This window comes from Dyella sp. M7H15-1 (assembly GCF_004114615.1).
In the GTDB taxonomy this organism is placed as follows: domain Bacteria; phylum Pseudomonadota; class Gammaproteobacteria; order Xanthomonadales; family Rhodanobacteraceae; genus Dyella_B.
This window is the reverse complement of sequence record NZ_CP035300.1, coordinates 2,359,037-2,382,068: the sequence shown is the minus strand read 5'-3', so window position 1 is coordinate 2,382,068 and position 23,032 is coordinate 2,359,037. Positions and strand designations below refer to the sequence as shown.

The following is a 23,032-nucleotide window of genomic DNA, read 5'->3' as shown; positions in this document are numbered from 1 at the left end:
GATTCACGATTCACGATTCACGCAAACACATTACTGCCAGTTCCCTACATCCGCGTCATAACCCTCCCCACCGGACTTGCCGTCACGTCCATAGAAAATCAGGTCGTAATTGCCGTGTTCGCCGGGGTACTTGTAGCCAAAGTCATGGCCCCAAGGATCCTTGAGCTGCGAAGGTTTTACGTACGGGCCTTGCCAGTTGCTGGCGTTGGCCGGCTTGATGACAAGATCAGCCAACTGCGCCGGCGGCGAGCCGTTGTCCAGGGCATAGCTGTCGATGGCCTGGCTGAGGGTGGTGATCTGCGCCTTCCCGGCACCGTATTTGCCCTTGTCCACGCTGCTGCCGACCTGGCGGACCACGATGGCGCCGACGATGCCGATCAGCACGATCACCGCCAGCATTTCCAGCAGAGTGAAGCCGGCGCTGCGATGGGGGTGGCGCAGTTGCCGGGTTCGGGGATATCTGTACTGCATGGGCTGGGTTCTCCGTTTTATGCGTGGACCAAGAAAGGATGTAGGTCAGGCAACACCGATTACTGGATGCTGCTGGTAAGGCTGAGCAGTGGCAGCAGGATGGCCGCCATGATGGTGGCCACAAAGACTGTCATGACAATGGTGAGCGCGGGCACCAGGGCGGCCAGCAGGCGATCGATGGAACGCCGGCTTTCCAGTTCGAAGGTATCGGCTACTTTGAGCAGCATCGTATCAAGCTGGCCAGCCTCCTCGCCCACTTGCACCATTTGAATGGCCAGACGCGGAAAACGCTGCGAATGCGCTAGTGCAAGGCTTAGACCGTCACCGCCCTTGACCATCTCGGTGGCCTGGATCAGCGATTCGTCCAGGGCCTTGTTCGAAGTGACCATGCGCGCAATGCCAAGCGCGGATAACAAGGGCACGCCATTCTTCACCAGCGTGCCAAGCGTACGCGCCAGGCGTGCGGTTTCCACCTTCAATACCAGCGGGCCGACCATGCGCATTTTCAACAAGCGTTCGTGCCAGGCCATGCGCAAGGCGGGATCTCGCATGCGTGCACGCCAGATGAAAATGGCACCGCCTATGATCATCGCGATCAGCCACCACCCATCCTGCAAGGTGGTGCCCAGCGCCAGCACCGCGCGGGTGATCCATGGAATCGGCACCTGCATGTCCTGGAAGATCGGTACGAACTGCGGCACCACGTAAGTCAGCAGCAACAGTAGCGAACCGAAGACGCCCACCATCAGGAAGGCTGGATAGATCAATGCGTTGATGATGCTGCCGCGCAGTTGCTGCGCGCGCTCCAGGTAATCCGCGAGACGGCGCAGGGTATCTTCCAGCGAACCACCTACTTCGCCCGCGCGCACCAGCGCAATGTAAAGCTTTGGGAACACGCCATGCTCTTCGTCCAATGCCTGCGACAAAGGCGTGCCGCCACGCACGCGATCGCGCACGCGCTCGATCAGCTTCTTGGCGTGCTCGCCTTCAGGCAGATCCATCAGGATGCCCAGCGCCCGATCCAGCGGCTGCCCCGCACCGAGCAAGGTGGCGAGTTGGTGTGTGAACTGTGCGAGTTGATCGCCATTGAAAGGTCCGCGCTTGAACAGGCCCGTAAAACCATGACCCTCGCCGCCCGCATCGGCAGAGTTGGCTTCCAGCGGCGTGTAGCCTTGATCCTGCAGCCGCACGATCACTTCGTCGAGACTGGCCGCCTCCATCTGTCCTTGCAAGATTTCACCGGCGGCGCTGACGGCACGGTAGCGGAATTGACTCATAGAAAGAACAGCTCTTCGCGTTCGCCTCCTCTCCCCTTCGGGGAGAGGATTGAGGTGAGGGGCCAATCTTGCGTAGAGGCCGCATCGAAGCACGCTCCGACGTAAGACTGCAGCGCGTAGGTTGGGGTGCAAACCCCAACATGGCGATCCGTATGGAAATGGCAAAGTTGGGGTTTGCACCCCAACCTACGAGCGACGTCAGCCCTCTTGCGTAACACGCAACACCTCCTCAATAGTGGTGATGCCTGCCACCGCCTTGGCGATGCCGTCCTCGTACATCGTGCGCATGCCTTCAGCGCGAGCCTGCTTCTCGATTTCGCTGGCATCGGCGCGATGCATTACCAGGCGGCGCAAAGGGTCACTCATTACCAGAAACTCCATGATGGCGCGACGACCACGGTAACCCGTGGGATTGGAGGTGCTGCTGCCTGGCTTCCACAAGCGGATCGGCCGTTCATCGGTGTATTTCTCCAGCTCGAATTCCTCGATGACTTCCGGCGGCGCGTCGTAGGGAATCGCAGTTTCCGGGTCAAGACGGCGCACCAGTCGCTGCGCAAGGATGCCATTGACGGTGGAACCAAGCAGGTAATCTTCCACACCCATGTCGAGCATGCGTGTGACTCCGCCGGCAGCACTGTTGGTATGCAGCGTGGATAGCACCAAGTGGCCGGTAAGCGCGGACTGGATGGCGATACGGCAGGTTTCCAGATCGCGCATTTCGCCGATCATGATCACATCCGGATCCTGGCGCATGATCGAGCGCAGCGCGTTGGCGAAATCCAGGCCAATCTGCGGCTTCACCTGGATCTGGTTGATGCCTTCGAGCTGGTATTCAACCGGGTCTTCCACGGTGATGATCTTCACGTCGGGTGTGTTGATCTTCGACAGCGCCGTGTAGAGCGTGGTGGTTTTACCCGAACCGGTCGGACCGGTGACCAGCAGGATGCCATGCGGACGTTGCAGCACTTCCACGAAGCGCGCGCGGAACGCGTCGGTAAAACCGAGCGAGGCGAAATCGAACACCACTGTTTCGCGATCGAGAATACGCATCACCACCGATTCACCGAAGCTGGTCGGCACACTGGACACGCGCAAGTCCAGCTCCTTGCCCTGCACGCGCAACTGGATGCGGCCGTCCTGCGGCAGGCGGCGCTCGGCAATATTGAGCTTGGCCATGATTTTGACGCGACTGATCACCGCCGCGGTGGAACTGGACGGCGGCGCCTCCACTTCGTGCAGCACGCCGTCGATGCGATAGCGCACTTTCAGGCGATTCTCGAACGGCTCGATATGCACGTCCGAAGCGCGCTGCTCCACGGCGCGCTGCAGGATCAGGTTTACCAGGCGGATCACTGGCGCCTCGGAGGCGAGGTCGCGCAGGTGTTCCACGTCATCCTCTTCCGCAGCGGCGCCATGGAGATTTTCCACGATGGTGCCCATGGCCGAACGCCCTTGGCCGTAATAGCGTTCGATCAGGTCGTCGATTTCCGAACGCAGCCCGATGCACAGCGAAACCGCCTTGCCCGAAGCAAGCCGTACCGCATGCAAGGGGTAAGGGTCGGCCGGGTCAGCCACGACCAGGCTCAACCCGTCTTCGCCATAGCGCACCGGCACAACATGCTGCTGCTTGAGGAACCGCACCGAAATATCGACTTCGGCGGGCGGCATGTCCGGCACGTCCCTGACCACCAATAGCGGAGCACTCAGGCGCTCCGCCCAGGTTTCGGCCAGATCGCGCTCGGAAACCAGACCCAGCCGGGCCAGCAACGTGGTAAGGGTGCCATCGGAGGCCTCCTCATGCAGGCGTCTGGCACGTGCCAAATCGTTGTCTTTCAGGCGTCCACGCGCCACCAGCAGCGCGCACACCGCCGACTCATGGTCATCCGCGGCCCTTGCGGGTCCCACGGATGCCGGCTTTACGACTGTCGACATGCTGTACACCCCGCTCATGACTACTTCGTCAAAACAAATCCTTGCCTACCCCTACCCTGTGTTCCCTGACGTCGAACAGGCAAGTTCCATAGTTAACACATCCACAAAGCGGCTGGCGAGCTTTGCTTGGCAGATGCCCGGCGACTACAGGTCAACAGCCATGATGGACTGGGAGATGATGCTCAATGAATGGGACAATAAAAACTTAAAAAGGGTTCTCTATGCAGCTTATCGATATCGGGGCCAATCTTACCCACGAATCTTTCCGGCACGATTTCGATGCCGTACTCGACCGTGCCAAGGCGCACGGGGTGATGCATATGATCGTTACGGGTGCGTCACATACGGGTAGTGAACATGCCCTGGAACTAGCCCGCGCCCATCCCGGTGTACTGTATGCCACGGCTGGCGTGCATCCGCACCACGCCATCGACTACAGCGATGTGACTGACGCCCGCCTGCGCGAACTGGCGCGATTGCCGGAAGTTCGCGCGGTCGGTGAAACGGGCCTGGATTATCACCGCCATTATTCACCGCGCCATGTGCAGTTGCAGGTGTTCGAGCAGCAATTGCAGATCGCCGTGGACGTCGGCAAGCCGCTGTTCCTGCATCAGCGCGATGCACATCACGACTTTCTCGCCCTGCTCAAGCGCTATCGCGACAAGATTCCTGCGGTGGTGGTGCATTGCTTCACCGACACGCGCGAGGCGCTGCTCGATTACCTGGCACTGGATTGCCATATCGGCATCACCGGCTGGATCTGCGATGAGCGCCGTGGCACGCACTTGCGCGAGTTCGTACGCGAGATTCCCGCCCATCGCATGATGATTGAAACGGATGCGCCGTATCTGTTACCGCGCACAGTGCGGCCACAGCCAAGTCATCGGCGCAACGAGCCGATGTATTTGAAGCATATCTGCGAGGAGATCGCGCGGGATCGCGGCGAGGCGGTGGAAGTGACGGCAGCAAACAGTGTGGCGACGGCAAGGGCATTTTTTGGCTTGCCGGAAATTTGAATCATTCGGGGTAGGTGGGGTTAACCTACAACAGCCTGCGCGTTTCGCCTGGGGCCAATCCATCCAGCGCATAAGCGCCTATCTGCACCCGTATCAAACGCAAGGTCGGAAAACCCACCGCCGCCGTCATGCGCCGGATCTGCCGATTGCGCCCCTCACATAAGGTGATCGACAGCCAACGGGTGGGAATGCTCTTGCGAAATCGTATCGGCGGATCGCGTGGCCACAGCCATGACGGTTCGTCAGCGTGTTCGGCCTGCGCGGGCAGGGTTGGGCCGTCATTCAACATGACACCGCGGCATAACGCCTTGATCGCTTCATCCGTGATTGCACCATCCACCTGCACCAGATACGTCTTCGGCTGCTTGTGTCTGGGGTCGGTCAGCCGATGCGTCAACGCACCATCATCCGTAAGCAACAGCAAACCCTCGCTGTCGTGATCGAGGCGACCGGCTGGGTACACGTCTTTCTGCCACACGAAATCGGCCAGCGTGGGCCGGCCGTCGTGGGTGGTGAACTGGCACAGGACGCCGAACGGCTTGTTCAGCGCAACAAGCATGGCATTCGCTCGCCTTAGTCGGCCGTGGGTTTCGCAGGCGCGGAGGAAATCGAAGCGGGTGCCTTCGCCACTTTCACGAAACGCAAGGTCATGCGATCGGACTCACCGATGGCCAGATACTTGGCGCGGTCCTGGACCCCTAGGGTCAGCCTGGGCGGCAAGGTCCACACTCCCTTCGGATAATCCTTGGTGTCCTTGGCATTGGCGTTAATGTCGCTCTGCGCATCTAGCTTGAAACCTGCATCGGTAGCGAGCTTGATCACGTAGTCGGTGGGCAGGTAGCCGCTGTTTTTGACAGTATCGAAACGGGCGTCTTCTGCAGCGCGGTGATCCACCACGCCCAGCGTGCCACCCGGCTTGAGCACCGCATAAAAAGCCTTGAACATGGCCGATGCCGTGCCGGCCATGGCCCAGTTATGCACGTTGCGGAAGGTCAGCACCATGTCGGCTGATCCGGGGGCGCCAAACACCGGCGCTTTTGGATTGTAGGTAACGATGCTTGCTTTGCCGTATTCCGTAGCATCCGCGCCGAACTTTGTACGTAATGTGGCAGCATCCTGCCGCTGTTCAGAGCCGTCGCCGCCCGGCACGGCTGCGATGTAGTGACCGTTGTCGTGCAGCAACGGCGCCAGGATCTCGCTGTACCAGCCGCCACCTGGCGTAATTTCGATCACCGTCTGGTCTGGCTGCAAACCGAAAAACCGCAGCGTGGCCTTGGGATGGCGATAGATATCGCGCGCCTTGTTGGTGGCAGAACGCCAGGAACCGGCTAGCACCGCATCGAGCTGGCTGGCGGTGAAATCGCTGGCACGGGTTGGCGGCACCAGGTCACCCGTGGGCTGATCTTGCCACGCGTGCTGTGCGTGAACCGAACCGGCAAGCAGTAGGGCCGTGGACAATGCGAAAGCAAACCTGATCTTCATGACAACTCCTTACAACAGATGCTAGCGACAGCATGTCACCAGCCCGATGCGGCGAAAGGGGAATTTTACAATTAGTTTGTGACTACTGCGTTGTTGGCGTGCGAACTGTTTCAGTTTTTTCTCAAGCGAGGAAAGAGTGTCGTCATTCTCATGCGTGTCATTGACCAGCTTCGCTGCTGTAAAGCATCGCTGCTTTTGCACACTGGTGTCTTACGAGGCTCGCGTGAGGGCAGGGCGATCGCGCTATCTCCCCAGGTAGGCGGTGGTGGAGTGTGGCGACAATCGGCGAAAGTATGGGGATGCTGCCAAATCCCATGCCCTTTTTCAGCAACCTGGCCGATCCACGTCGGCAGACCCGCAATAAGCTGCACAAGCTCAGCGACATACTGATGATTACCCTATGCGCAGTCGTGTGCGGGGTGGAAGACTGGGTGGGGATAGAGGATTTTGGCTGCGAGAACGAGGCTTGGCTGTGCCAGTTTCTGGAGTTGCCCCACGGCATTCCCTCTCACGACACATTGAGCGACGTGATCGGTCGCCTAGACCGGCGAGCCTTTGCTGTGGCGTTTGCCGAATGGGTCAGTGCCGGCCTGCCAGCGCTCGCCGGCAAACAGGTGGCCATTGATGGGAAGACGTTACGGGGGAGCCGAGACGGCGAGCGGCCGCCAACCTGGGAGTTATCCGTCGCGCCGCACTCAATCTGCTGCGACGAGATCCCTCCAGCAAATTGAGCATGCGCCGCCGAAAGATGAAGGCTTTCGCCAACCTGGAATATCGATGCGGGCTGTTGTTTGGGGGCGCAACATAGCGCGATCGCCCTGGTCCACCATCTGGCTGGTATAGACAAACGCATGCGTGATCGTGCAAGACGACTTGCGTGACACCGCGACGGATAACGTGCGCGTGCCCACCGCGGTGCTGGCGCTGTTGATCCCCGCCGCCACGCTGGAGAGCGTGCCCGACAAGGGCGTCAGTTCGAGCGGTGCGGGGGCACCATTGTTGAACAGGAACGCGGCATAGGTGCCAGAGGCGTTGCGCAGACTGCCGATAGCTTGGACGGCGTTGTTCACGCCGGCGGCCGAACCGTCACTGGTGCCGGTCAGATTCGGAATCCAGGTTAAGGTGTAGGGCACCGGCGGGGTGGATTGAGCCAGCGCGAGCGGCGCTACGCCCAGACACAACGCATTCATCACACACAGCGCGAGCCAGCGCGGTTGAACCAAAGCATGACGTTTCATAAACCGTACCCTCCCACAGGGGTAAACTTGCGATGGTATTGGTGACAACATCACCCCGCGAGCCGATTCGGGGGCTCGTTATAGGTGGTTGGATGGCCAATCGTTCGTGGCGCGATGCACACCACATGACGGCGGTCGCCCCTTACGACACACCGCTTTCTTCACCTGAAGCCTTGTCACTGCTCCATGCAAGAACCGCTCATTCACAACAGCCTGGCGTCGGTGGAACACGATGCTTGTGCTTGTGCTTGTGCTTGTGCTTGTGCTTGCGATCGTGCTCGGGTCCGCGCTGATGGATAGTTATTGACCGGGGTAGCTCCCGATCTGGCATGGGGCGATGCAATTTAGGTTGTATTTCTTACTGCATGCCAGGCAAACATAGCGTTAAGCCTTGATGGAATATTTATTAATTTCATGAGCGGGCTTATCGGGTGTCTGAAAAGACTCGACCACCACAGAAAGGGTGCAGACCATGACGCGGCTTGAAGCTCTTGGTGTCACGCGTATGAATGCGCCGATGTTCCCGATCACTCCCTTGCTGCCGGATATCCGCGCCGCACTGGCCGCGCGCCCCCGCCTGGTACTGGAGGCGCCACCTGGCGCTGGCAAAACCACCCAAGTGCCGCTGGCCTTGCGCGAAGCACCTTGGCTGGCGGGAAGAAAGATCGTAATGCTGGAGCCGCGGCGCATCGCGGCGCGCGCGGCAGCGCAGTTCATGGCGCAGCAGTTGGGTGAGCCGATCGGGCAGACGGTGGGCTATCGCATTCGCTTCGAATCGAGAGTCAGCGCAGCTACGTGTATCGAAGTGGTGACCGAAGGCATTCTTACGCGCTTGATTCAGGATGATCCGGAGCTGTCTGGTATCGGCGCGATCCTGTTCGATGAATTTCACGAGCGGCATCTTGCGGGAGATCTCGGCGCGGCGCTGGCACTGGATATCCAGGCCACGCTGCGGCCGGATCTGCGCATCGCGATCATGTCCGCCACGTTGGATGGCGAACGTATCGCGCAATGGCTGGACGCGCCGCGCATCAGTAGTCCAGGGTGTAGTTTTCCGGTGCGTGTCGACTATCCGCCAGCGCGCACACAAGAAAGCGTGGAGCATCATCTTGCGCGCGTAGTAAAGCAGGCATTGGATGAAAATGCCGGTGACGTACTGGTCTTTCTGCCGGGGCGGCGTGAAATCGCTCGCGTGCAAAGCTTGCTCACGCAAACCTTGCCGGATGATGTAGAACGGGTGGCCTTGCATGGCGAGCTGTCACTGGCCGAGCAACAGCTCGCACTGGCTCCAGCCGATCAAGGCATGCGCCGCGTGGTGCTGGCGACCAACGTGGCTGAATCCAGCGTCACGTTGCCGGGCATTCGGGCAGTCGTCGATACAGGTTTGGCGCGGGAACCGCGGTTCGATCCCAACTCGGGGTTTACCCGCCTGGAGACGGTAACCATTTCGCAAGCCTCGGCGGACCAACGCGCCGGCCGTGCCGGTCGCGTGGCCGAAGGCACGGCGTATCGCTTGTGGCCGCAGAGCCGGCGGCTTGATCCCTCGCGCTCGGCAGAAATCGCGCAGGCGGAACTGTCTGGGCTTGTGCTGGAATTGGTTGCGTGGGGCAGCGCCGAACTACCTTGGCTGGACGCACCGCCCACCGGTGCCTTGGCGCAGGCGCGAGAACTGCTGACGCGCCTCGGCGCACTGGATGTGCAGCAGCGCATCACACCATTAGGGCGACGCATGCTTGAGCTTGGCGCGACACCGCGTCTGGGCGCAGCAGCCATGCGCGCACCGGAAACCTTGCATGCGTTGATCGCCGACTTGCTCGCCTTGATGGAAGCACGCTCACCTATGCGCGGCGAGCAGGCACGCAGCGACGATTTTCGCCTGCGCGTGAATGCGCTGCACGCCTGGCGTGACCGACGCAGTGCCACAGGACATCATGGCGGCGCCGATGCCGGAGCGCTGGCAGCCATCGAGCAGACCAGCAAAGGTTGGCGTCGCCGTTTGAATGTGCGCAATGCCGCGAGCGGGGTGCCTCACAGTCACGCGATCGGCGATGTGCTGTTGCATGCCTTTCCTGATCGCATTGCGCGAAAGGACGACACCCATCCCTTGCGCTACACCCTGGCCAATGGCCGTGGTGCGCGTTTGCACGAACAGACCGCCCTGCTGGGTGAGTCATGGCTGGTGGTGCTGGATCTGCGACATGAAGCGCGCGACAGTCTAATCCTTTCCGCCGCGCCACTCGACCCGCGTGTGCTGGAAGAGGATTACCCGGATCAATTCCAGCGTGCCCGCCATATGCGCTGGAGCGACGAACGTGCCGCCGTGGAGGCGTTTGAAGAATACCGTTTCGGCGCGATTGTACTCGAACGCCGTAGCGTACCCGTGCAAGCCGAAGATGCTATGCCAGCGCTGTTGGCAGCTATCCGCAGTCGTGGATTGGATGCCTTGCCATGGAGTGAAGCAGCACGGCGTTTGCGCATGCGCATGCAGTCCTTGCGCGAGTGGATGCCGGAGCTGGGCCTGCCTGATGTGTCCGATGCCTATCTGCTCGATACCCTGCAGGACTGGCTTGCACCTTACCTGCAAGGCAAGCACAAGCTCGATGCGTTGTCTCAAGATGATCTGTCACAGGCACTGTCAGCTTTGTTCAACTACGAGCAGCGCAAACAACTCGATGCCCAGGTGCCAGACAGCCTGACGGTTCCAAGTGGGCAGACGCGCCGGCTTGAATACCATCCGGGTGAGGCACCGGTGCTTGCCGTGAAATTGCAGGAACTGTTCGGCCTTGCCGACACACCGTCGGTGGCGGGTGGCCGTATTCCGGTCACCCTGCATCTGCTGTCGCCAGCAGGGCGTCCCATCCAGGTCACGCAGGATCTGAAAGGTTTTTGGGAACGCACTTATCCGGAAGTGAAAAAGGAATTGAAGGGGCGCTATCCCAAGCATCCTTGGCCGGATGATCCGTGGACGGCCACGCCTACGCATCGTGCTAAACCGCGCGGCACCTAATAAATCACTCATGGGTGGGAGTGTGTTTGTCAGCATCCGTTCATGCTTTTGATGCGATGTGCCATGCAATCCATCGAAACATTTGATTATTTAGATCGAGCAAACGTGAAATTCGGAAGCATGCTACATGACAGTTGATGCAATGCTTGCTTACACGTGGCTGTCGGTCGATGGTGTGTGCCGTGCGTGCGCACGTTGTCCATGATCATTTTCCGAAATATCTTGCGTGGAAGACATCTTCGTCTTCAGGGCACATCGACACCATAAACGTTGATGCGCAGCGTGCTTCACAGCGGATGGCAATTTGCGATTTTTGCAAGCATCGAAACTACTATCGATAACATCATGCAAGTTCATGCGCCACGGTCGTTCATTAATTTTTGTGAAGAGAATAGGCCTTTTTATGGGCCTTGAAATGTCATGAATTTTTGCGAATGGGCTCTATCTTTGTGGCTTGACGAAGATTTGTTCGACAGATAATTTCGATCGCATTCGTCGCGAGGAGCATGCGGCGAATGATTCCGCAACGGCGCCACTGTCTGGGGACTATGCGTTGTTCGAGCGATGCGTCGGCACTGCCCACACCGGAAACAGAGGGGAACGGCAATACACCGAGGCTCGAGGGAATCGCTGGGCAATCTCTATTGAAACAACGGTGTCGCGTTGATACGCGACTTTACTGTCATGGGGTACTTGCGACCTCAACGAGGTCGTTTGTCCTCAATTCTTGAGGAGTTTAGAAATGCCAAGCAATCTCCGTGTGAAAGCCCTTGTTGTGGCTATAGGTCTTGTTGCATTAGGCGGTTCCATGGGTATCGTGGCACAGCCGGCAGCCAGCAATGCTGTGGCTGCTGTTGCCAGCCCCTCGCTGGTGACCTTGCACCCGGCCGTGGCCTTGCGAAAGGGTGACAACGTGGTAGGGCCTTTGGCGTTTACGCAGCCGATCCATGTTGTTGTGACGCTGAAACTGCGCAATGAGCGGCAGTTGGATGCGTACATTGCCAAGCCCGGCTTCACGCCGCTGACCTCGGCACAGTTCAATGCGCAATACGCGCCTACCGCGGATCAGGCGCAGTCGGTAGCGGCTTACCTGACCAAGGCTGGCTTCACCAACGTGACGATTGCGGCCAACAACGCGCTGGTTGAAGCAGATGGCCATGCTGATACGGCCCAGGCAGCGTTCAGCACAAACTTCGTGCATGTAAAGACGCATGACGGACGTGATGCGTATGCCAACAGCAGTGCCGTGCAGATTCCAGCCAGCCTGCAGGGGGTCGTGCAAGCCGTACTCGGCATGCAGAACGTGCACCGCGCGAATGTCTTTGCCCGTTATCACGATCCGATCGCTGCGCATGCATTGGCGACGCATCCAGATGCATCCGGCACCGCAGAGGGGCATCAGCCATCCGATTTTTCGGCGATCTATGGTGTTGGCAGTCTGGGCAATGTCACGACAGTGCCGGTGGGTTCGATATCCTCCGGTCCGATGGGCAATGTGCTTAGCGACCTGAAGTCGATGGATTCGGGTGTTACGATTACCATCGATAATGACAACGACACCGGCACTGGCAGCAACAGCGGTGATGGCGAATGGGATCTAGATAGTCAGGACATCATCGCGCTCACGGGTGTCAAGCAGTATTACTTCTACAATGCTGCTTCGCTGAATGATTCGGATCTTCAGACCGATTACGCGAAAGTCGTCTCGGATAACTCGCTCAAGGCGATCGACGTGTCATTGGGCGAATGCGAAACCGACGCGCAGTCCAGCGGCTCTGCCGCATCGAACGACACGACGTTCAAGCAAGCCGTTGCTCAGGGTCAGACGTTTTTCGTCTCTGCCGGCGATTCCGGTGCGGACGAATGCGGTACCGGCGGCATCACGCCGAGCTGGCCGGCCAGCTCGGCGTATGTGACAGCAGTGGGTGGCACGGAGCTGTACACCACGGGTACCACCACCTGGACTAGTGAAACGGTGTGGAACAACCTCAGCGCAAACGAAGGTGCTACCGGCGGCAGCCCCAGTACCTTCGAGCCGATCCCGAGCTGGCAGGTAGGCGTAGCCGGCATCACCAACCAGACCTACCGTGGCGTACCGGATATCGCTTTCGATGCTAGCCCTGTTAGCGGCGCGCTAGTGACAGTGGACGGCCAGGCCAATCAGCAGATCGGCGGCACCAGCCTTGCGGCACCGTTGGCGGTCGGCTTTTGGGCGCATGTGCTGCAAGCCAATGGCACCAGTCTAGGCTTCGCCGCCCCGGTGATCTATAAGGTGGCGCAGTCCTCGTCGACGAATTACGCCAACGCCTTCCACGACATTACCTCGGGTAACAATAGTGGTGAAACCGCCGGTCCCGGCTGGGATTACACCACCGGCTGGGGTAGCGCGATCGTGGGTCAGTTCAGCAGCCTTGCTGGTGGTGGCAGTTCTTCGGGCGGAAATCCGGTTGCCAACTTCACCGATACAGTGAGCGGCTTGACAGTGAGCTTCACCAATACCTCTACCGATACGGGTGGCACGATCACATCGTACGCATGGAGCTTTGGTGACGGCAGCACTTCAACGTTGGCCAGTCCAAGTCATACCTATACAGCGGCCGGCACCTACACCGTGAGCCTGAAAGCGACCGATAGCACCGGTGCCACCAATACCAAGACGGGTTCGGTGACCGTGTCGTCGGGTGCTACAGGCAAGCCGGTGGCCAGCTTCACCGATAGTGTAAATGGCTTGGCCGTGGCCTTTACCAACACGTCTACGGATACGGGTGGCACGATCAGCTCGTATGCATGGAGTTTCGGTGACGGCAGCACATCCACGTCGGCCAGTCCCAGCCACACCTACTCGGCTGCAGGCACCTACACAGTGACACTGCAGGTGACCGATAACACCGGTGCCAGTAATAGCGCCAGCCAATCGGTAACGGTGAGCAGTAGTGGCGGTTCAGGTGTGTTCTCCAACAACACGCCGGTAGCCATCACTGGCGACAACTGGGCCGTCAGCAGCATCGCAGTGTCGGGTCAGGCGAGCAAGGCGCCGTCCAATCTTCAGGTAAGTGCAAACATCACTTACGGCGGATCGGCGAACGGGCTGTCGGTCTACATCGTGGCGCCGAACGGTGGCTATGCAGAACTGCCGGTGCAAAACACCCATGGCAACAACACCTGGACGGTGAATGCCTCTGCCGTAGGGGCCAACGGCACCTGGGACTTGGAGATCTATAACTCCAGTTCGCGCACCACGGGTACCTTGAACAGTTGGGGTCTGGACTTCTGAGTGTGTTGTGATGCGCATGGATGCGCATCTTTGATGTGCAACAGGGCCCAGGCGCAAGACTGGGCCCTGTCTTGTCAGAACGCGATGATGCTCTTCAGGCCAAGCACGAACACGTGGCCGTTTTGGCTGGTGCCACCTGGATGGGCTACGTACTGCAAGTTGGGTCGCAGTTGGATCGATGGGATCGGCGACCAACTGTAGAAAAGTTCGGCAGCGTATTCGTAGCCGCTTTGCACAGGTACCGGATTGTTCGGATTGAGCTGGTTATACAGGCGTTGGTAAGCCGCGAGGCGACTGCTTCCATGGGTGGCGCCGACAGCGAAGCCGATCATGTCGTTGTCGCGATTGAACGGTCCTTTGTACTCGGCGCCGATGGCGAACTGGCGATCCGTTGGCGATGTCTGCGCATCAGTCATGGTGGCATTGGCGAACACCGTTACGCCGTTTCCGCCAGCGATACCGCTGATCTGTTGCTGAAAACCCAGATAGCCGCCGTAACGCGAACTATCCTGCAAAGGCGCTTCGCCGGTGATGGCGATCGGTTGCCGATTGATGTCGTAATAGAGATCCGAGCCGCCAGCGTTGTTGTACCAGCCGCCCACTTTGTAACTGCCGGGCAGGCCATTGACACTGGGCGTCCAGCCGAATTCAAGCGGAATCAGCGCCCCGGTGGTGCCGCCGGGAAAATTGAGTTTCCAGCCATTGGTACGCGCCCAGTCGTTGTCGATGTACTTGGGATTGAGTTGATACGCACCGAGCTTGATGTAAGTCTGCTCAGTGGTGTTCCACTTCAGCCAAGTGGCCCACTGGCTGGTCGGCCAGTTGATCCAGTAGTCACCCGCGATATTGCCGGGCGGCGAGCCACAGAACGTGAGGTTCTGGAAATCGCAGGAGAAACTGTCGAAATCCGAGCCCACCGGCAGGCGGCCGATACTCCATTCGAGTTTGTCGCCGAAGAATCTCTGGTTGAAGGCGAAGATGGTCAGGTGCCAGGTCTGACCGCGGCCATACACCTCTTGCACCTGCTGATACACGGGCAAATGCGCATCAGCGGTGAGATTGCGGCCGTTGCGTTCGGACACCATGATCTGGAAACGGCTACCTTTCCAGCCCCACAGCTTGTCTAGGTCAAACGTGGCGCCGAAGTTCCACTGATCTGTATAGCGCGTCAGGTGTCGGGTGCCACCGTTGAAATTGTGCGCCAATTCGCTGGTGTAGCCGAAGTTGAAATCAATGCCTTGATCGGAAAGGTGAGTACGTTCACCGTTCCAGTCACCCAATAAATAAGGACTGTTGCTGGCCTGGACGGGGCAAGCGATGGTTGTGCCGAGTAACATGCAGCAAGCTGCAATACAACGGCGTCCGTGCGATATCTTTTCCAAGAAAAAAGCTCTAATGATGAGGGTAATTCGTACTATTATGACATAAATGTGACGGGATGCATAACTGTCGCGTTCATTTCAAGGCGCAAGAAACATTGATTGCCATGCACTGATGATCGAAGCGTTCTGGTGTAAAGCGTTGATTGCAAGTCGATATGATCGATGCAAGCGATCCTGATTCAGGTATAAGGAGTCGACCCATGCGTCACTGGCTATTCATGGCCTGCGCCATTCTCACCGAAGTCATCGGTACCCTTGCCATGAAATACGGCGCCAGCCACAACGCCCATCTGCTTGGCCTTGGCGTGATGTATGTGATGTTGGTGCTTTCCTACACCACACTCGCCCTGGCGGTGGCGCGCATTCCGCTGGCGGTGGCGTATGGCGCCTGGGAAAGCCTGGGACTGGTGCTGATCACACTTTGCAGCGCGTGGCTGTTTGCCGAGTCGCTGGGTGTGCTTAAGATCGTTGCGATCATTGTAATCATCGCGGGCATCGTGCTGCTGGAGCATGGTACCGATGAAAAGTCGCATGCCATGGCGACAGGAGGCGATCATGCTGCCTGATTTCGCGCCCATCCATCTGCTTTACCTTGCCATCGCGATAGCGTTGGAAATCGCCGCCAACGTGCTGATGAAATTTTCCGTGGGCTTCCGGCGCAAGCTACCCGCCGTAACGGCGATTGTTTGTGCGCTGGCTGCGTTCACGGCGTTGAGCTATGCGATCGAAGGCATCCAGCTCTCAGTGGCTTATGGCATCTGGGGTGGCGTGGGTCTGATTGCCACGGCTGTCTTCGGCATCACCCTGTTTGGGGAGCGCCTGCGAGCTTCGGGATGGCTGGGTTTGGCATGGATCATGGCGGGAGTCGTGCTGCTGAAATTCACATGATCGTGACATCTCGCGATAGGTGTTGCCAGTCGAAAAGATCCGAGCCAACCCGGAGCCGGAAAGTATGGATAGATGGCTGCAGCAAAGTGGGTCATTCATGAATGTCTAAACTTGGAAAGTTATAGCGTAATGCAGTTAACCCATTGATATGTATAGGATGGCAACACTATGAACGGGGCTGTGGCCGCCGAGTGTGGCTCACGCCGACTTCACGCCGGAAATTGTTTCATAATTCATTAGTTTTATAGGCATACTGATAGCTACGCGGCGGGCGCAAAAAGTGGTTCGAGAAGGGGCGCTGAGCATGGGAAAGGTATTGTGGAAAAACGAGTGGTTGGCGCAGATCGGCGTCACTGTCGGTTATGCCTTGCTTTACGTCGTCCTTCACCCTTATTCGACCGCGCATTGGCCAATCGTTGCCGGCGTGCGTTTTGTCGGCTTGCTGTTGCTTCCTTACCGCTTTTGGCCGGCCTTTCTGTTGGGTGAGGCACTGCCTAATGCGTACAACGCTTATGCATGCCTAGATTCTCAGGGCTTGAATTGGGTGTTGGCTCGCGCGGTTCCACCTTCGTTGTTGGTGATGCCAGTCATCTGGTGGTGTCGTACCTGGATGCCTCCTTTCCCCTCCAAACATCTTGTGGATATCAGGGCACTGATTGCCTGTGTTTTGCTCGCTTCCGTGGCAGGCACGGCTAACAGCTCTATTGTTTATTCGCTGAGTATCGATCAAAGCCATCCGATCTCCTCGGATCCCTTAATCGTTGCGGCTTTCTTCATGGGGCCTTACTTGGCCATTCTTTCTGTCATGCCATGGGCAGTGATGGCAAAGCTGGATTACCGCGCAGGTCATGTGAAGGAGCAAGTGCACCAGATTTTACGCAGCAAATTGCTGTTGGATATTGTCGCTATCTTCATGCCTACATTGGCTGTTCTTGCTTGGCTGGAATTTTCGGGTGGTAACGAAATTAAGCAAATAGCTCCCATGGCGATGTTTATTCCGTTAGCTTGGCTTACGCTTAAATATGGCTGGCGGGCAGTAGGGATGGGTGCGCCACTGGCCATTGCTTGCGTTTCCTTGTCATACACCAGCGAGCCGGATGTCAGGATGTATGCACCGCAGGCATTTCTGATGCTTGCGGTTACGGGACTGTTTGCGCTGGGCGCGCGTATCAGTGCGCAGCTAATGCAAGAAGAGTGTGAACGGGAAAGCATGTTGAATGTGCAACGCATCGCAAGGCAAAGCCTTCAGCTTGGCGAGCAACGCATGCGGCAGACGTCACAGGCGCTGGAGTACCTTGCGGGTACCTTGCACATCACCAATGGGCGCCTGCTTGAGCAGATGCGGCGTATCGTGCCGAACATTGAAAGCCATGCGTTCTATAAACAGGCAATGGCAACGCAAAATCAGGTCTATCAGCTCGCGGAAAGCATGCACCCGGTTGCGTGGCGCGAACGGGGCTTGCCGGCGGCATTGAACGAGACCATTGCGCGCGCACTTGATGAAGCGGGCATTGCTTATCGCTGCGAAATCACCGGGCGTGGGTTTACGCGTCTGGCGCCAGCTGTGCTTACCGCAACCTACCGTACGGCGTGCGAGGCAGTTGTCTATGTAAGCTCTCGGCTTGCCTGCACAAGAGTCAAGTTGGTGCTTCGCGGCGGAGAAACCAATGGAAAGCGTTGGGTGGTGCTACGTGTGGAAGGATCCCTGGATGAAACTGGCGTCGCCAACGCCGTCTATCTGTCCGAGGAGCGCCAGCGGTTGGCTTCAAAGCTAGGAGCTAGTGCGCTTGACGTGGTAGAAATGCGCGATCAAGTGCGCATCTTTGATGGTGTGCTGCATACGCGCACGCCTGGGAACAAGTTGCAAGTTACCGCACTGCTGCATGACGCAGCACGAGAGGTGCGGAGCTCAAAACCGGCTTCCGCACCTCTGCGCCTCTGGGTGAAATAACAATTACAGCGAACCACCGCTCATGATGGAGCCACCACTGCAATCCAATGTGGGGCAAGCGTTTGTCTTTACCTTGATCTGCGTGGCGCCGCTGCTCTGCGGTGTTGCGGTGATGGCTGTAGTGCCGTCGTTGTAAACGGTCTGCGTGGCGGAATTTGTCGAAGACACGGACTGAGCTGCCGTTGTCGTTGTGACATTCTGAGCGTCCACGCCCACGGGAAGTGCCATCAGCGTGCCGTTTGCGGTAGCAACCGCCGCGTGCACGGTACCGTTCAAATCATTGACCTGAATGTACTTCACGCCGTTGAGTACGAACACATACACGTGCCAGTTCGGGCTGGCACTGACGTCGGTAGCGTTCGGCCAGGCTTGGCCCAGCCCGGTGGAGGGCGTGGCAGTCTGGGCAAAGGCTGTCGAGCTTGCGCAAAGAGCAAACAGGCTGGTCAGTGTGGCGTTACGAATGAAATTTGCTTTAGTGCGCATGGGATTTCCCCTTGTAAATGGTAGTTGCCTACCGGAAGCAACAATGTAGCAGGGGAAATGTGTGCAAAAGAGTAGTGTCTTGCATACGTGCGCAAATGTTTGATAGGTAGATAGTAGCGGATCTTCTTCACGTTTCATTGACGCGATGGAGCATCCATTTTTCTCTTGGGCATCGCCTGAATGTAACCCGACACCAAGCGAACGGGTCGTCCCGAATGGGACACGATCTAGCATGGCTGGTTTCGACTTCAAGAGCGCCTGGCGGGCTATGAACTCGCCATGCGGGCCATGGATCAAACAATGTGATCAAGAAACGAGGGGGGATTTTTGAGGGTGACCACCATGCCGGAGCATGGTGGTCAAGCACTCGCTTAGAAGCGGTATTCCACCGAGGCAGAGTACGCAGCGATGTTGGTGCGGCTGTGGCCCAGCAGATTGGTGTCAGTATTGTTGCCGGTCTGGATGCGGTAATCGTCGTAGTTCAACGCCACGCTGACGTTCTTGGTGACGTCGTAGCCAATACCCAGGCCAGCGTACAGGCCGTTGTTCCAGGTTTGATCGCGGAACTGATAGTCGCCGCTGGTAAGCGTCGCCTTGGTGCGCGAGCGCAGGTAGCCTGCGTGGCCGGTCACATACCAGCCCTGGTAGAAGTTGTACTTGGCGTTCAGGCCGATCGTGGCGGCCTGTGGCTTGGCCGAAAGCGAGGCCAAGCCGTTACCGATGTCGGCCTTGGGACGTCCGAGGTACACGTAGCCGAGTTCTGGACCGATAATGCCATTCCAGCGCCAGCCGAAACGCACGTTCTGGAACACGCTGTTCTTGTGGTCGAGTTCGCTGGTACGGGCCTGGGTCTGGCCCAGGTTACCGGCAACGAAGAAATTATCCTGCCAATTCGGGTTGACGTTGGCGCCGTAGGTGGCGGTGCTGGTGTCGTCCGCGGGGGCGGCCTGGCTCAGCACGGGGGAGAGGGCAAGGGCGGCCACAGCGGCCGAGAGAGCTAGCTTGTTCATGGAGGACTCCATCTCTTTTTATTGGCCGACACTAGTGATGGGGATGTCACAGTGCGGATCGCGCGGGGATACGCGATGTAACGACATTGTAACATCTCTCTTACCGCAAACTTTCTGCAACCTTCTACGCGGAAGCTACTGTTCAGTTTTAACCGTCACAAACAATTACGTGATCTCTTACGAAAATTGACGAATTTGCTGATCCAGGCCGCGCTCTTGCACAGCGCCGAAAACCAACAAATCCTGTTTTAGCCCGTTACCTCTGGCAGGAGAGAGCGATGCATGCGGATAGCTAGCATCGGGCACTTATGCCGCGTTCACTTTTGTGATTGAGCACGTCCGTGATCAAACACGTCCGTGATCGAGCACGCTGTGACCCGCAGCCAATTGCCGCTCCAGGAGAACACTTTGAAACGACATCCACTTACTGCCGTCATGCTCGCCACCGCGCTGGGATGCACCGCCTTCGCTGTTCATGCCGACGATGTGCCTGCTCCGCAGAACGTGCCCTATAGCGCAGGTACGCTGAAGATCGATGTCGATGCCACCGGTGTCGCCCATCGCGTGTTCCGCGTGCACGAAGTGGTGCCGGCAGCGCCGGGTCCGCTCACCTTGCTGTATCCGCAATGGATTCCGGGCCATCACTCGCCCAGCGGCCCGGTCGACAAGTTCGCCGGCCTGGTGGTGAAAGCCAACGGTCAGGTGCTGTCGTGGACGCGTGACGAATACAACGTCTACGCCTTCCATGTGGATGTACCGCAGGGCGCGAATGCCGTGGAGGTCGAATTCCAGTATCTCTCGCCGCAGGACACCCGCCAGGGCCGCGTGGTGATGACGCCGGAAATGCTCAACCTGCAGTGGAACACGGTTTCCCTGTATCCAGCAGGCTATTTCGCACGTCAGATTCAAGCCGAGCCCAGCGTGAAGCTTCCCGTAGGCTGGCAGTTTGGATCAGCGTTGGAGGTCGCCTCACAAGATGGCCAGACCACGCACTTCAAGTCGATCAACTACGACGATCTGGTCGATTCGCCGATTTATGCTGGCAAGTACTTAAAGCGCATCGACCTTGATCCGGGCGCCAGCACGCCGGTGCACATGGACTTGGTCGCGGACGATCCGAAGTATCTCCAAATCACGCCCGAGCAGATCAAGGTCCACAAGCAACTGATTCGGCAGATGTATAAGTTGTACGGTGCGCATCATTACGATCATTACGACTTCCTGTTCTCGCTCAGCGACAAGATGAGTGGTAATGGCCTGGAGCATCACCGGTCCAGTGAAAATGGTACGCCCTCCGGTTACTTCACCGAATGGGACAAGAACTGGTTGATGCGTGACTTGCTCTCGCACGAGTTCAACCATTCCTGGGACGGAAAATACCGCTGCGGCGCCGACCTAGCCACGCCGAACTTCAATGTGCCGATGGGCGATTCGCTACTGTGGGTGTATGAAGGCCAGACCCAGTTCTGGGGTCACGTGGTTGCCGCGCGTTCGGGATTGTGGAGCAGCGATCAATTCCACGAGGTGCTCGCCTTCGTCGCTGCCACCTACGACAAGGGTCGTCCGGGTCTGGCGAGCTGGCGCAACGTGCAGGACACCACCAACGACCCGACCATCGCCCAACGCAGTCCACTGCCGTATCGCAACTACCAGGGCAGCGAGGATTACTACTCGGCGGGCCAGATGATCTGGCTGGATGTGGACGGCAAGCTGCGCGAACTCACCGGCAACAAGAAGAGCATCGACGATTTCGCCAAAGCATTCTTCGGTGTGAATCCCGGTGCATGGGACGTGGACCCCTACACCTTCGAGGATGTGGTCAAAACGCTCAATGACATTGCACCGTATGATTGGGCGAGCTACCTGCGCACGCGCCTGGATGGTCATGGCCCGTTGATTGGTGGTCTGGCCTCGCACGGCTGGAAACTGGTCTACAACGACAAACCATCCGACGCGATCAAAGCGATGGAAGCGTTCCGCCACACCGCCGATCTCACCTTCTCGCTGGGCGTCTCGGTCGGCAAGGACGGCGCCATCAACGATGTACTGTGGGATGGTCCGGCCTTCAACGCTGGGGTATCGCCTGGCATGACGATCGTTGCGGTGAACGGGCACAGCTACGATCCCGATGCGATCAAGGATGCGATAACTGCCGCTAAGGACACCAGTCAGCCGATCGAACTACTGATGAAGAACTTCGATGAGTACAAGACCGTGCGCATCGATTACCACGGTGGCCTGAAGTATCCGCACCTAGAGCGCGACACCAGCAAGCCGGATATGCTGAGCCAGCTCATTAAGGCGCGCTGATTCTGCGCTTTTATCCCTCCCTCCTTCGGGGACACGGGAAGGTGCCATGGACAGCACCGCTTTGAGGAGTGAGGAAGAGGAGTGTAGTGAGAGGTCACGCTTACCATAAAACTCATCCATGGGCGTGACCGCGCAACTCCGCTATACTTCTTATTCGCCGCTGGTCCACATTCCTTGAATGCCTTGTTTCAGCGCGTTTCCACACCATGCGCTCGTAGCTCAGCTGGATAGAGTAGTGGCTTCCGAAGCCATTGGTCGGGGGTTCGAATCCCTCCGGGCGCGCCATTTAGCTAGTGCTTGATCGCTGTTGCGCGTTACGCTGCACAAAGCGGAGGCCGGCTGCGGTGACGCTTTGCCTATTGAATCTCGCTTTTCCAAAAGCCTTCTTCGATGGGTTGGGCGTGGTCAGTTTAGCCAGCGTCGCTCGCTATCTTCGGCGTCTGGTATGAGCCGCCGTATGCGGAGCCGCACGTACAGGGGTGGGAGTGGTCAGGTTACCGGCTCCCTGCCCGATGTAAATTAATGTGGATGCTCAGAATTCCTGTCCGAGTGCCCTCATGATCATCTCGCTCATGTCCAGGTGCTCAGGTTGAGCGAGGATCCACATAATGGCGCGTGCGACATCGTCGGGCGACATCATGTGCGTCTCCTTTGCAGCCCATAGTGGTGTGTCGACATGACCGGGTGAAATCACACTGACCCGTATGCCGGTTCCCACCACCTGTTGCCGCAGACTTTCTGCCAAGCCTGTTACGGCCCATTTGGTTGCCGTGTAAAGATTGCCCGGATAGACCTTGCGCCCGGCCGTACTGCCGGTGAACAAGAAATGCCCTCGGCTTTGCGTGAGATGCGGCACTGTGGCCTTGATCAACAACACCGGGCCGAGCACATTGGTCATGACCATGTCGCGCCAGCTTTCTGGGTCGCCGCTGACCAAGTTGCCGCGCGAAGAAAAGCCGGCATTGGCGAAGGCAACGTCCAGGCCGCCGAAGCGCTTTACACACGCGTCCACCGCACGTTGCGTGTCTTCCCACGAACCCGCATCGACAATGTCGCCAGCGACGTGCTCGCTTGCTGTCGCGCCAAAAGATTCAATAAAGCTACGTAGCCGATCCTGGCTGCGGCCTGTGATGTAGACCTTATGGCCTTCCGCCACGGCAAGTCGCGCAGTCGCTTCGCCAATACCACTGGTGCCGCCTGTAATGAAAAACGTCTTGGTCATGATCGAAACCCGACAAGGAGGGGAAATCATTGTGCCTGTCGGACAAGTAGCACAGCGCCTAAATTGGCACTTCTTTTATTTTTTAGTGA

18 protein-coding genes and 1 tRNA gene are annotated in these 23,032 nt (G+C 58.2%); 9 read left to right on the top strand and 10 right to left on the bottom strand.

What is annotated here, in order from left to right:
- Nucleotides 1–30 precede the first annotated feature (30 nt).
- The 3 genes from gspG to gspE form a co-directional block, all read right to left on the bottom strand.
- A complete protein-coding gene (gspG, locus tag EO087_RS11055; protein ID WP_128898912.1) occupies nucleotides 31–471 on the bottom strand; it encodes a type II secretion system major pseudopilin GspG in 441 nt (146 codons plus the stop codon).
- Between the two features lie 59 nt (nucleotides 472–530).
- Nucleotides 531–1,748: a type II secretion system inner membrane protein GspF gene (gene gspF, locus EO087_RS11050; RefSeq protein WP_128898911.1), complete on the bottom strand. Its 1,218-nt coding sequence runs from the start codon at nucleotides 1,746–1,748 to the stop codon at nucleotides 531–533.
- A 198-nt stretch (nucleotides 1,749–1,946) separates the two neighbouring features.
- Complete coding sequence (gene gspE, locus EO087_RS11045) at nucleotides 1,947–3,680, bottom strand: type II secretion system ATPase GspE (protein WP_128898910.1); 1,734 nt, start codon at nucleotides 3,678–3,680, stop codon at nucleotides 1,947–1,949.
- Nucleotides 3,681–3,901: 221 nt separating this feature from the next.
- Between gspE and EO087_RS11040 the strand changes: the two genes are divergently transcribed.
- Nucleotides 3,902–4,696, top strand: coding sequence for a TatD family hydrolase (locus EO087_RS11040; RefSeq protein WP_128898909.1), 795 nt, complete (start codon nucleotides 3,902–3,904; stop codon nucleotides 4,694–4,696).
- Between the two features lie 25 nt (nucleotides 4,697–4,721).
- Here the strand turns inward: EO087_RS11040 and EO087_RS11035 are convergent, their stop codons facing one another.
- Nucleotides 4,722–5,255: a pseudouridine synthase gene (locus tag EO087_RS11035; RefSeq protein ID WP_128898908.1), complete on the bottom strand. Its 534-nt coding sequence runs from the start codon at nucleotides 5,253–5,255 to the stop codon at nucleotides 4,722–4,724.
- Nucleotides 5,256–5,269: 14 nt separating this feature from the next.
- Nucleotides 5,270–6,178 (bottom strand): class I SAM-dependent methyltransferase, encoded by a 909-nt coding sequence (locus EO087_RS11030; RefSeq protein WP_128898907.1) that lies wholly within the window; start codon nucleotides 6,176–6,178, stop codon nucleotides 5,270–5,272.
- Nucleotides 6,179–6,450: 272 nt separating this feature from the next.
- On the opposite strand from EO087_RS11030, the gene EO087_RS11025 reads away from it, so the two are divergent.
- Nucleotides 6,451–6,909, top strand: a complete 459-nt coding sequence (locus EO087_RS11025) for an ISAs1 family transposase (protein ID WP_128898906.1) — start codon at nucleotides 6,451–6,453, stop codon at nucleotides 6,907–6,909.
- Here the strand turns inward: EO087_RS11025 and EO087_RS11020 are convergent.
- A complete protein-coding gene (locus EO087_RS11020; RefSeq protein ID WP_128898905.1) occupies nucleotides 6,874–7,416 on the bottom strand; it encodes a hypothetical protein in 543 nt (180 codons plus the stop codon). The genes EO087_RS11025 and EO087_RS11020 overlap by 36 nt on opposite strands.
- 505 nt (nucleotides 7,417–7,921) lie before the next feature.
- Between EO087_RS11020 and hrpB the strand changes: the two genes are divergently transcribed.
- Entirely contained in the window at nucleotides 7,922–10,423 is a 2,502-nt protein-coding gene (hrpB, locus tag EO087_RS11015; RefSeq protein WP_128899908.1) for an ATP-dependent helicase HrpB, read from the top strand.
- A gap of 742 nt (nucleotides 10,424–11,165) precedes the next feature.
- The gene (locus EO087_RS16915; RefSeq protein WP_128898904.1) at nucleotides 11,166–13,697 is read left to right on the top strand and encodes a PKD domain-containing protein; all 2,532 of its coding nucleotides are present in this window, start codon (nucleotides 11,166–11,168) and stop codon (nucleotides 13,695–13,697) included.
- 74 nt (nucleotides 13,698–13,771) lie between these two features.
- Here the strand turns inward: EO087_RS16915 and EO087_RS11005 are convergent, their stop codons facing one another.
- Nucleotides 13,772–15,034 (bottom strand): carbohydrate porin, encoded by a 1,263-nt coding sequence (locus EO087_RS11005; RefSeq protein WP_128898903.1) that lies wholly within the window; start codon nucleotides 15,032–15,034, stop codon nucleotides 13,772–13,774.
- A 245-nt stretch (nucleotides 15,035–15,279) separates the two neighbouring features.
- Between EO087_RS11005 and EO087_RS11000 the strand changes: the two genes are divergently transcribed.
- The 3 genes from EO087_RS11000 to EO087_RS10990 all read left to right on the top strand — a co-directional run bounded on the left by EO087_RS11000 (nucleotide 15,280) and on the right by EO087_RS10990 (nucleotide 17,918).
- Complete coding sequence (locus tag EO087_RS11000) at nucleotides 15,280–15,645, top strand: SMR family transporter (protein WP_128898902.1); 366 nt, start codon at nucleotides 15,280–15,282, stop codon at nucleotides 15,643–15,645.
- The gene (mdtI, locus tag EO087_RS10995; RefSeq protein WP_128898901.1) at nucleotides 15,635–15,967 is read left to right on the top strand and encodes a multidrug/spermidine efflux SMR transporter subunit MdtI; all 333 of its coding nucleotides are present in this window, start codon (nucleotides 15,635–15,637) and stop codon (nucleotides 15,965–15,967) included. Before EO087_RS11000 ends, mdtI begins: the two co-directional genes overlap by 11 nt.
- A 304-nt stretch (nucleotides 15,968–16,271) precedes the next feature.
- Nucleotides 16,272–17,918: a hypothetical protein gene (locus tag EO087_RS10990; protein WP_128898900.1), complete on the top strand. Its 1,647-nt coding sequence runs from the start codon at nucleotides 16,272–16,274 to the stop codon at nucleotides 17,916–17,918.
- A 3-nt stretch (nucleotides 17,919–17,921) separates the two neighbouring features.
- Here the strand turns inward: EO087_RS10990 and EO087_RS10985 are convergent, their stop codons facing one another.
- Complete coding sequence (locus EO087_RS10985) at nucleotides 17,922–18,401, bottom strand: hypothetical protein (RefSeq protein ID WP_205744353.1); 480 nt, start codon at nucleotides 18,399–18,401, stop codon at nucleotides 17,922–17,924.
- 371 nt (nucleotides 18,402–18,772) lie between these two features.
- The gene (locus EO087_RS10980; RefSeq protein ID WP_164931823.1) at nucleotides 18,773–19,411 is read right to left on the bottom strand and encodes an outer membrane beta-barrel protein; all 639 of its coding nucleotides are present in this window, start codon (nucleotides 19,409–19,411) and stop codon (nucleotides 18,773–18,775) included.
- 435 nt (nucleotides 19,412–19,846) lie between these two features.
- Here EO087_RS10980 and EO087_RS10975 point away from each other — a divergent pair, with 435 nt between their 5' ends.
- Nucleotides 19,847–21,721, top strand: coding sequence for a M61 family metallopeptidase (locus tag EO087_RS10975; RefSeq protein WP_205744486.1), 1,875 nt, complete (start codon nucleotides 19,847–19,849; stop codon nucleotides 21,719–21,721).
- Between the two features lie 208 nt (nucleotides 21,722–21,929).
- Nucleotides 21,930–22,006 (top strand) — tRNA-Arg (locus EO087_RS10970).
- A gap of 247 nt (nucleotides 22,007–22,253) precedes the next feature.
- Here EO087_RS10970 and EO087_RS10965 read toward each other — a convergent pair.
- On the bottom strand, nucleotides 22,254–22,943 hold the full coding sequence (locus EO087_RS10965) for an SDR family oxidoreductase (protein WP_128898897.1): 690 nt from the start codon (nucleotides 22,941–22,943) through the stop codon (nucleotides 22,254–22,256).
- Between the last annotated feature and the right edge of the window lie 89 nt (nucleotides 22,944–23,032).

What these genes read in the sequence shown, in the direction of transcription:
- EO087_RS16915 (WP_128898904.1), top strand. Translation starts at nt 11,166, where the DNA reads ATGCCAAGCAATCTCCGTGTGAAAGCCCTTGTTGTGGCTATAGGTCTT.
- EO087_RS10985 (WP_205744353.1), bottom strand. Translation starts at nt 18,401, where the DNA reads ATGCGCACTAAAGCAAATTTCATTCGTAACGCCACACTGACCAGCCTG.
- EO087_RS11030 (WP_128898907.1), bottom strand. Translation starts at nt 6,178, where the DNA reads ATGAAGATCAGGTTTGCTTTCGCATTGTCCACGGCCCTACTGCTTGCC.
- gspG (WP_128898912.1), bottom strand. Translation starts at nt 471, where the DNA reads ATGCAGTACAGATATCCCCGAACCCGGCAACTGCGCCACCCCCATCGC.
- gspE (WP_128898910.1), bottom strand. Translation starts at nt 3,680, where the DNA reads ATGTCGACAGTCGTAAAGCCGGCATCCGTGGGACCCGCAAGGGCCGCG.
- EO087_RS10990 (WP_128898900.1), top strand. Translation starts at nt 16,272, where the DNA reads ATGGGAAAGGTATTGTGGAAAAACGAGTGGTTGGCGCAGATCGGCGTC.
- gspF (WP_128898911.1), bottom strand. Translation starts at nt 1,748, where the DNA reads ATGAGTCAATTCCGCTACCGTGCCGTCAGCGCCGCCGGTGAAATCTTG.
- EO087_RS11005 (WP_128898903.1), bottom strand. Translation starts at nt 15,034, where the DNA reads ATGTTACTCGGCACAACCATCGCTTGCCCCGTCCAGGCCAGCAACAGT.
- EO087_RS10980 (WP_164931823.1), bottom strand. Translation starts at nt 19,411, where the DNA reads ATGAACAAGCTAGCTCTCTCGGCCGCTGTGGCCGCCCTTGCCCTCTCC.
- hrpB (WP_128899908.1), top strand. Translation starts at nt 7,922, where the DNA reads ATGAATGCGCCGATGTTCCCGATCACTCCCTTGCTGCCGGATATCCGC.
- EO087_RS11000 (WP_128898902.1), top strand. Translation starts at nt 15,280, where the DNA reads ATGCGTCACTGGCTATTCATGGCCTGCGCCATTCTCACCGAAGTCATC.
- mdtI (WP_128898901.1), top strand. Translation starts at nt 15,635, where the DNA reads ATGCTGCCTGATTTCGCGCCCATCCATCTGCTTTACCTTGCCATCGCG.
- EO087_RS11040 (WP_128898909.1), top strand. Translation starts at nt 3,902, where the DNA reads ATGCAGCTTATCGATATCGGGGCCAATCTTACCCACGAATCTTTCCGG.
- EO087_RS11020 (WP_128898905.1), bottom strand. Translation starts at nt 7,416, where the DNA reads ATGAAACGTCATGCTTTGGTTCAACCGCGCTGGCTCGCGCTGTGTGTG.
- EO087_RS10965 (WP_128898897.1), bottom strand. Translation starts at nt 22,943, where the DNA reads ATGACCAAGACGTTTTTCATTACAGGCGGCACCAGTGGTATTGGCGAA.
- EO087_RS11035 (WP_128898908.1), bottom strand. Translation starts at nt 5,255, where the DNA reads ATGCTTGTTGCGCTGAACAAGCCGTTCGGCGTCCTGTGCCAGTTCACC.
- EO087_RS10975 (WP_205744486.1), top strand. Translation starts at nt 19,847, where the DNA reads ATGCTCGCCACCGCGCTGGGATGCACCGCCTTCGCTGTTCATGCCGAC.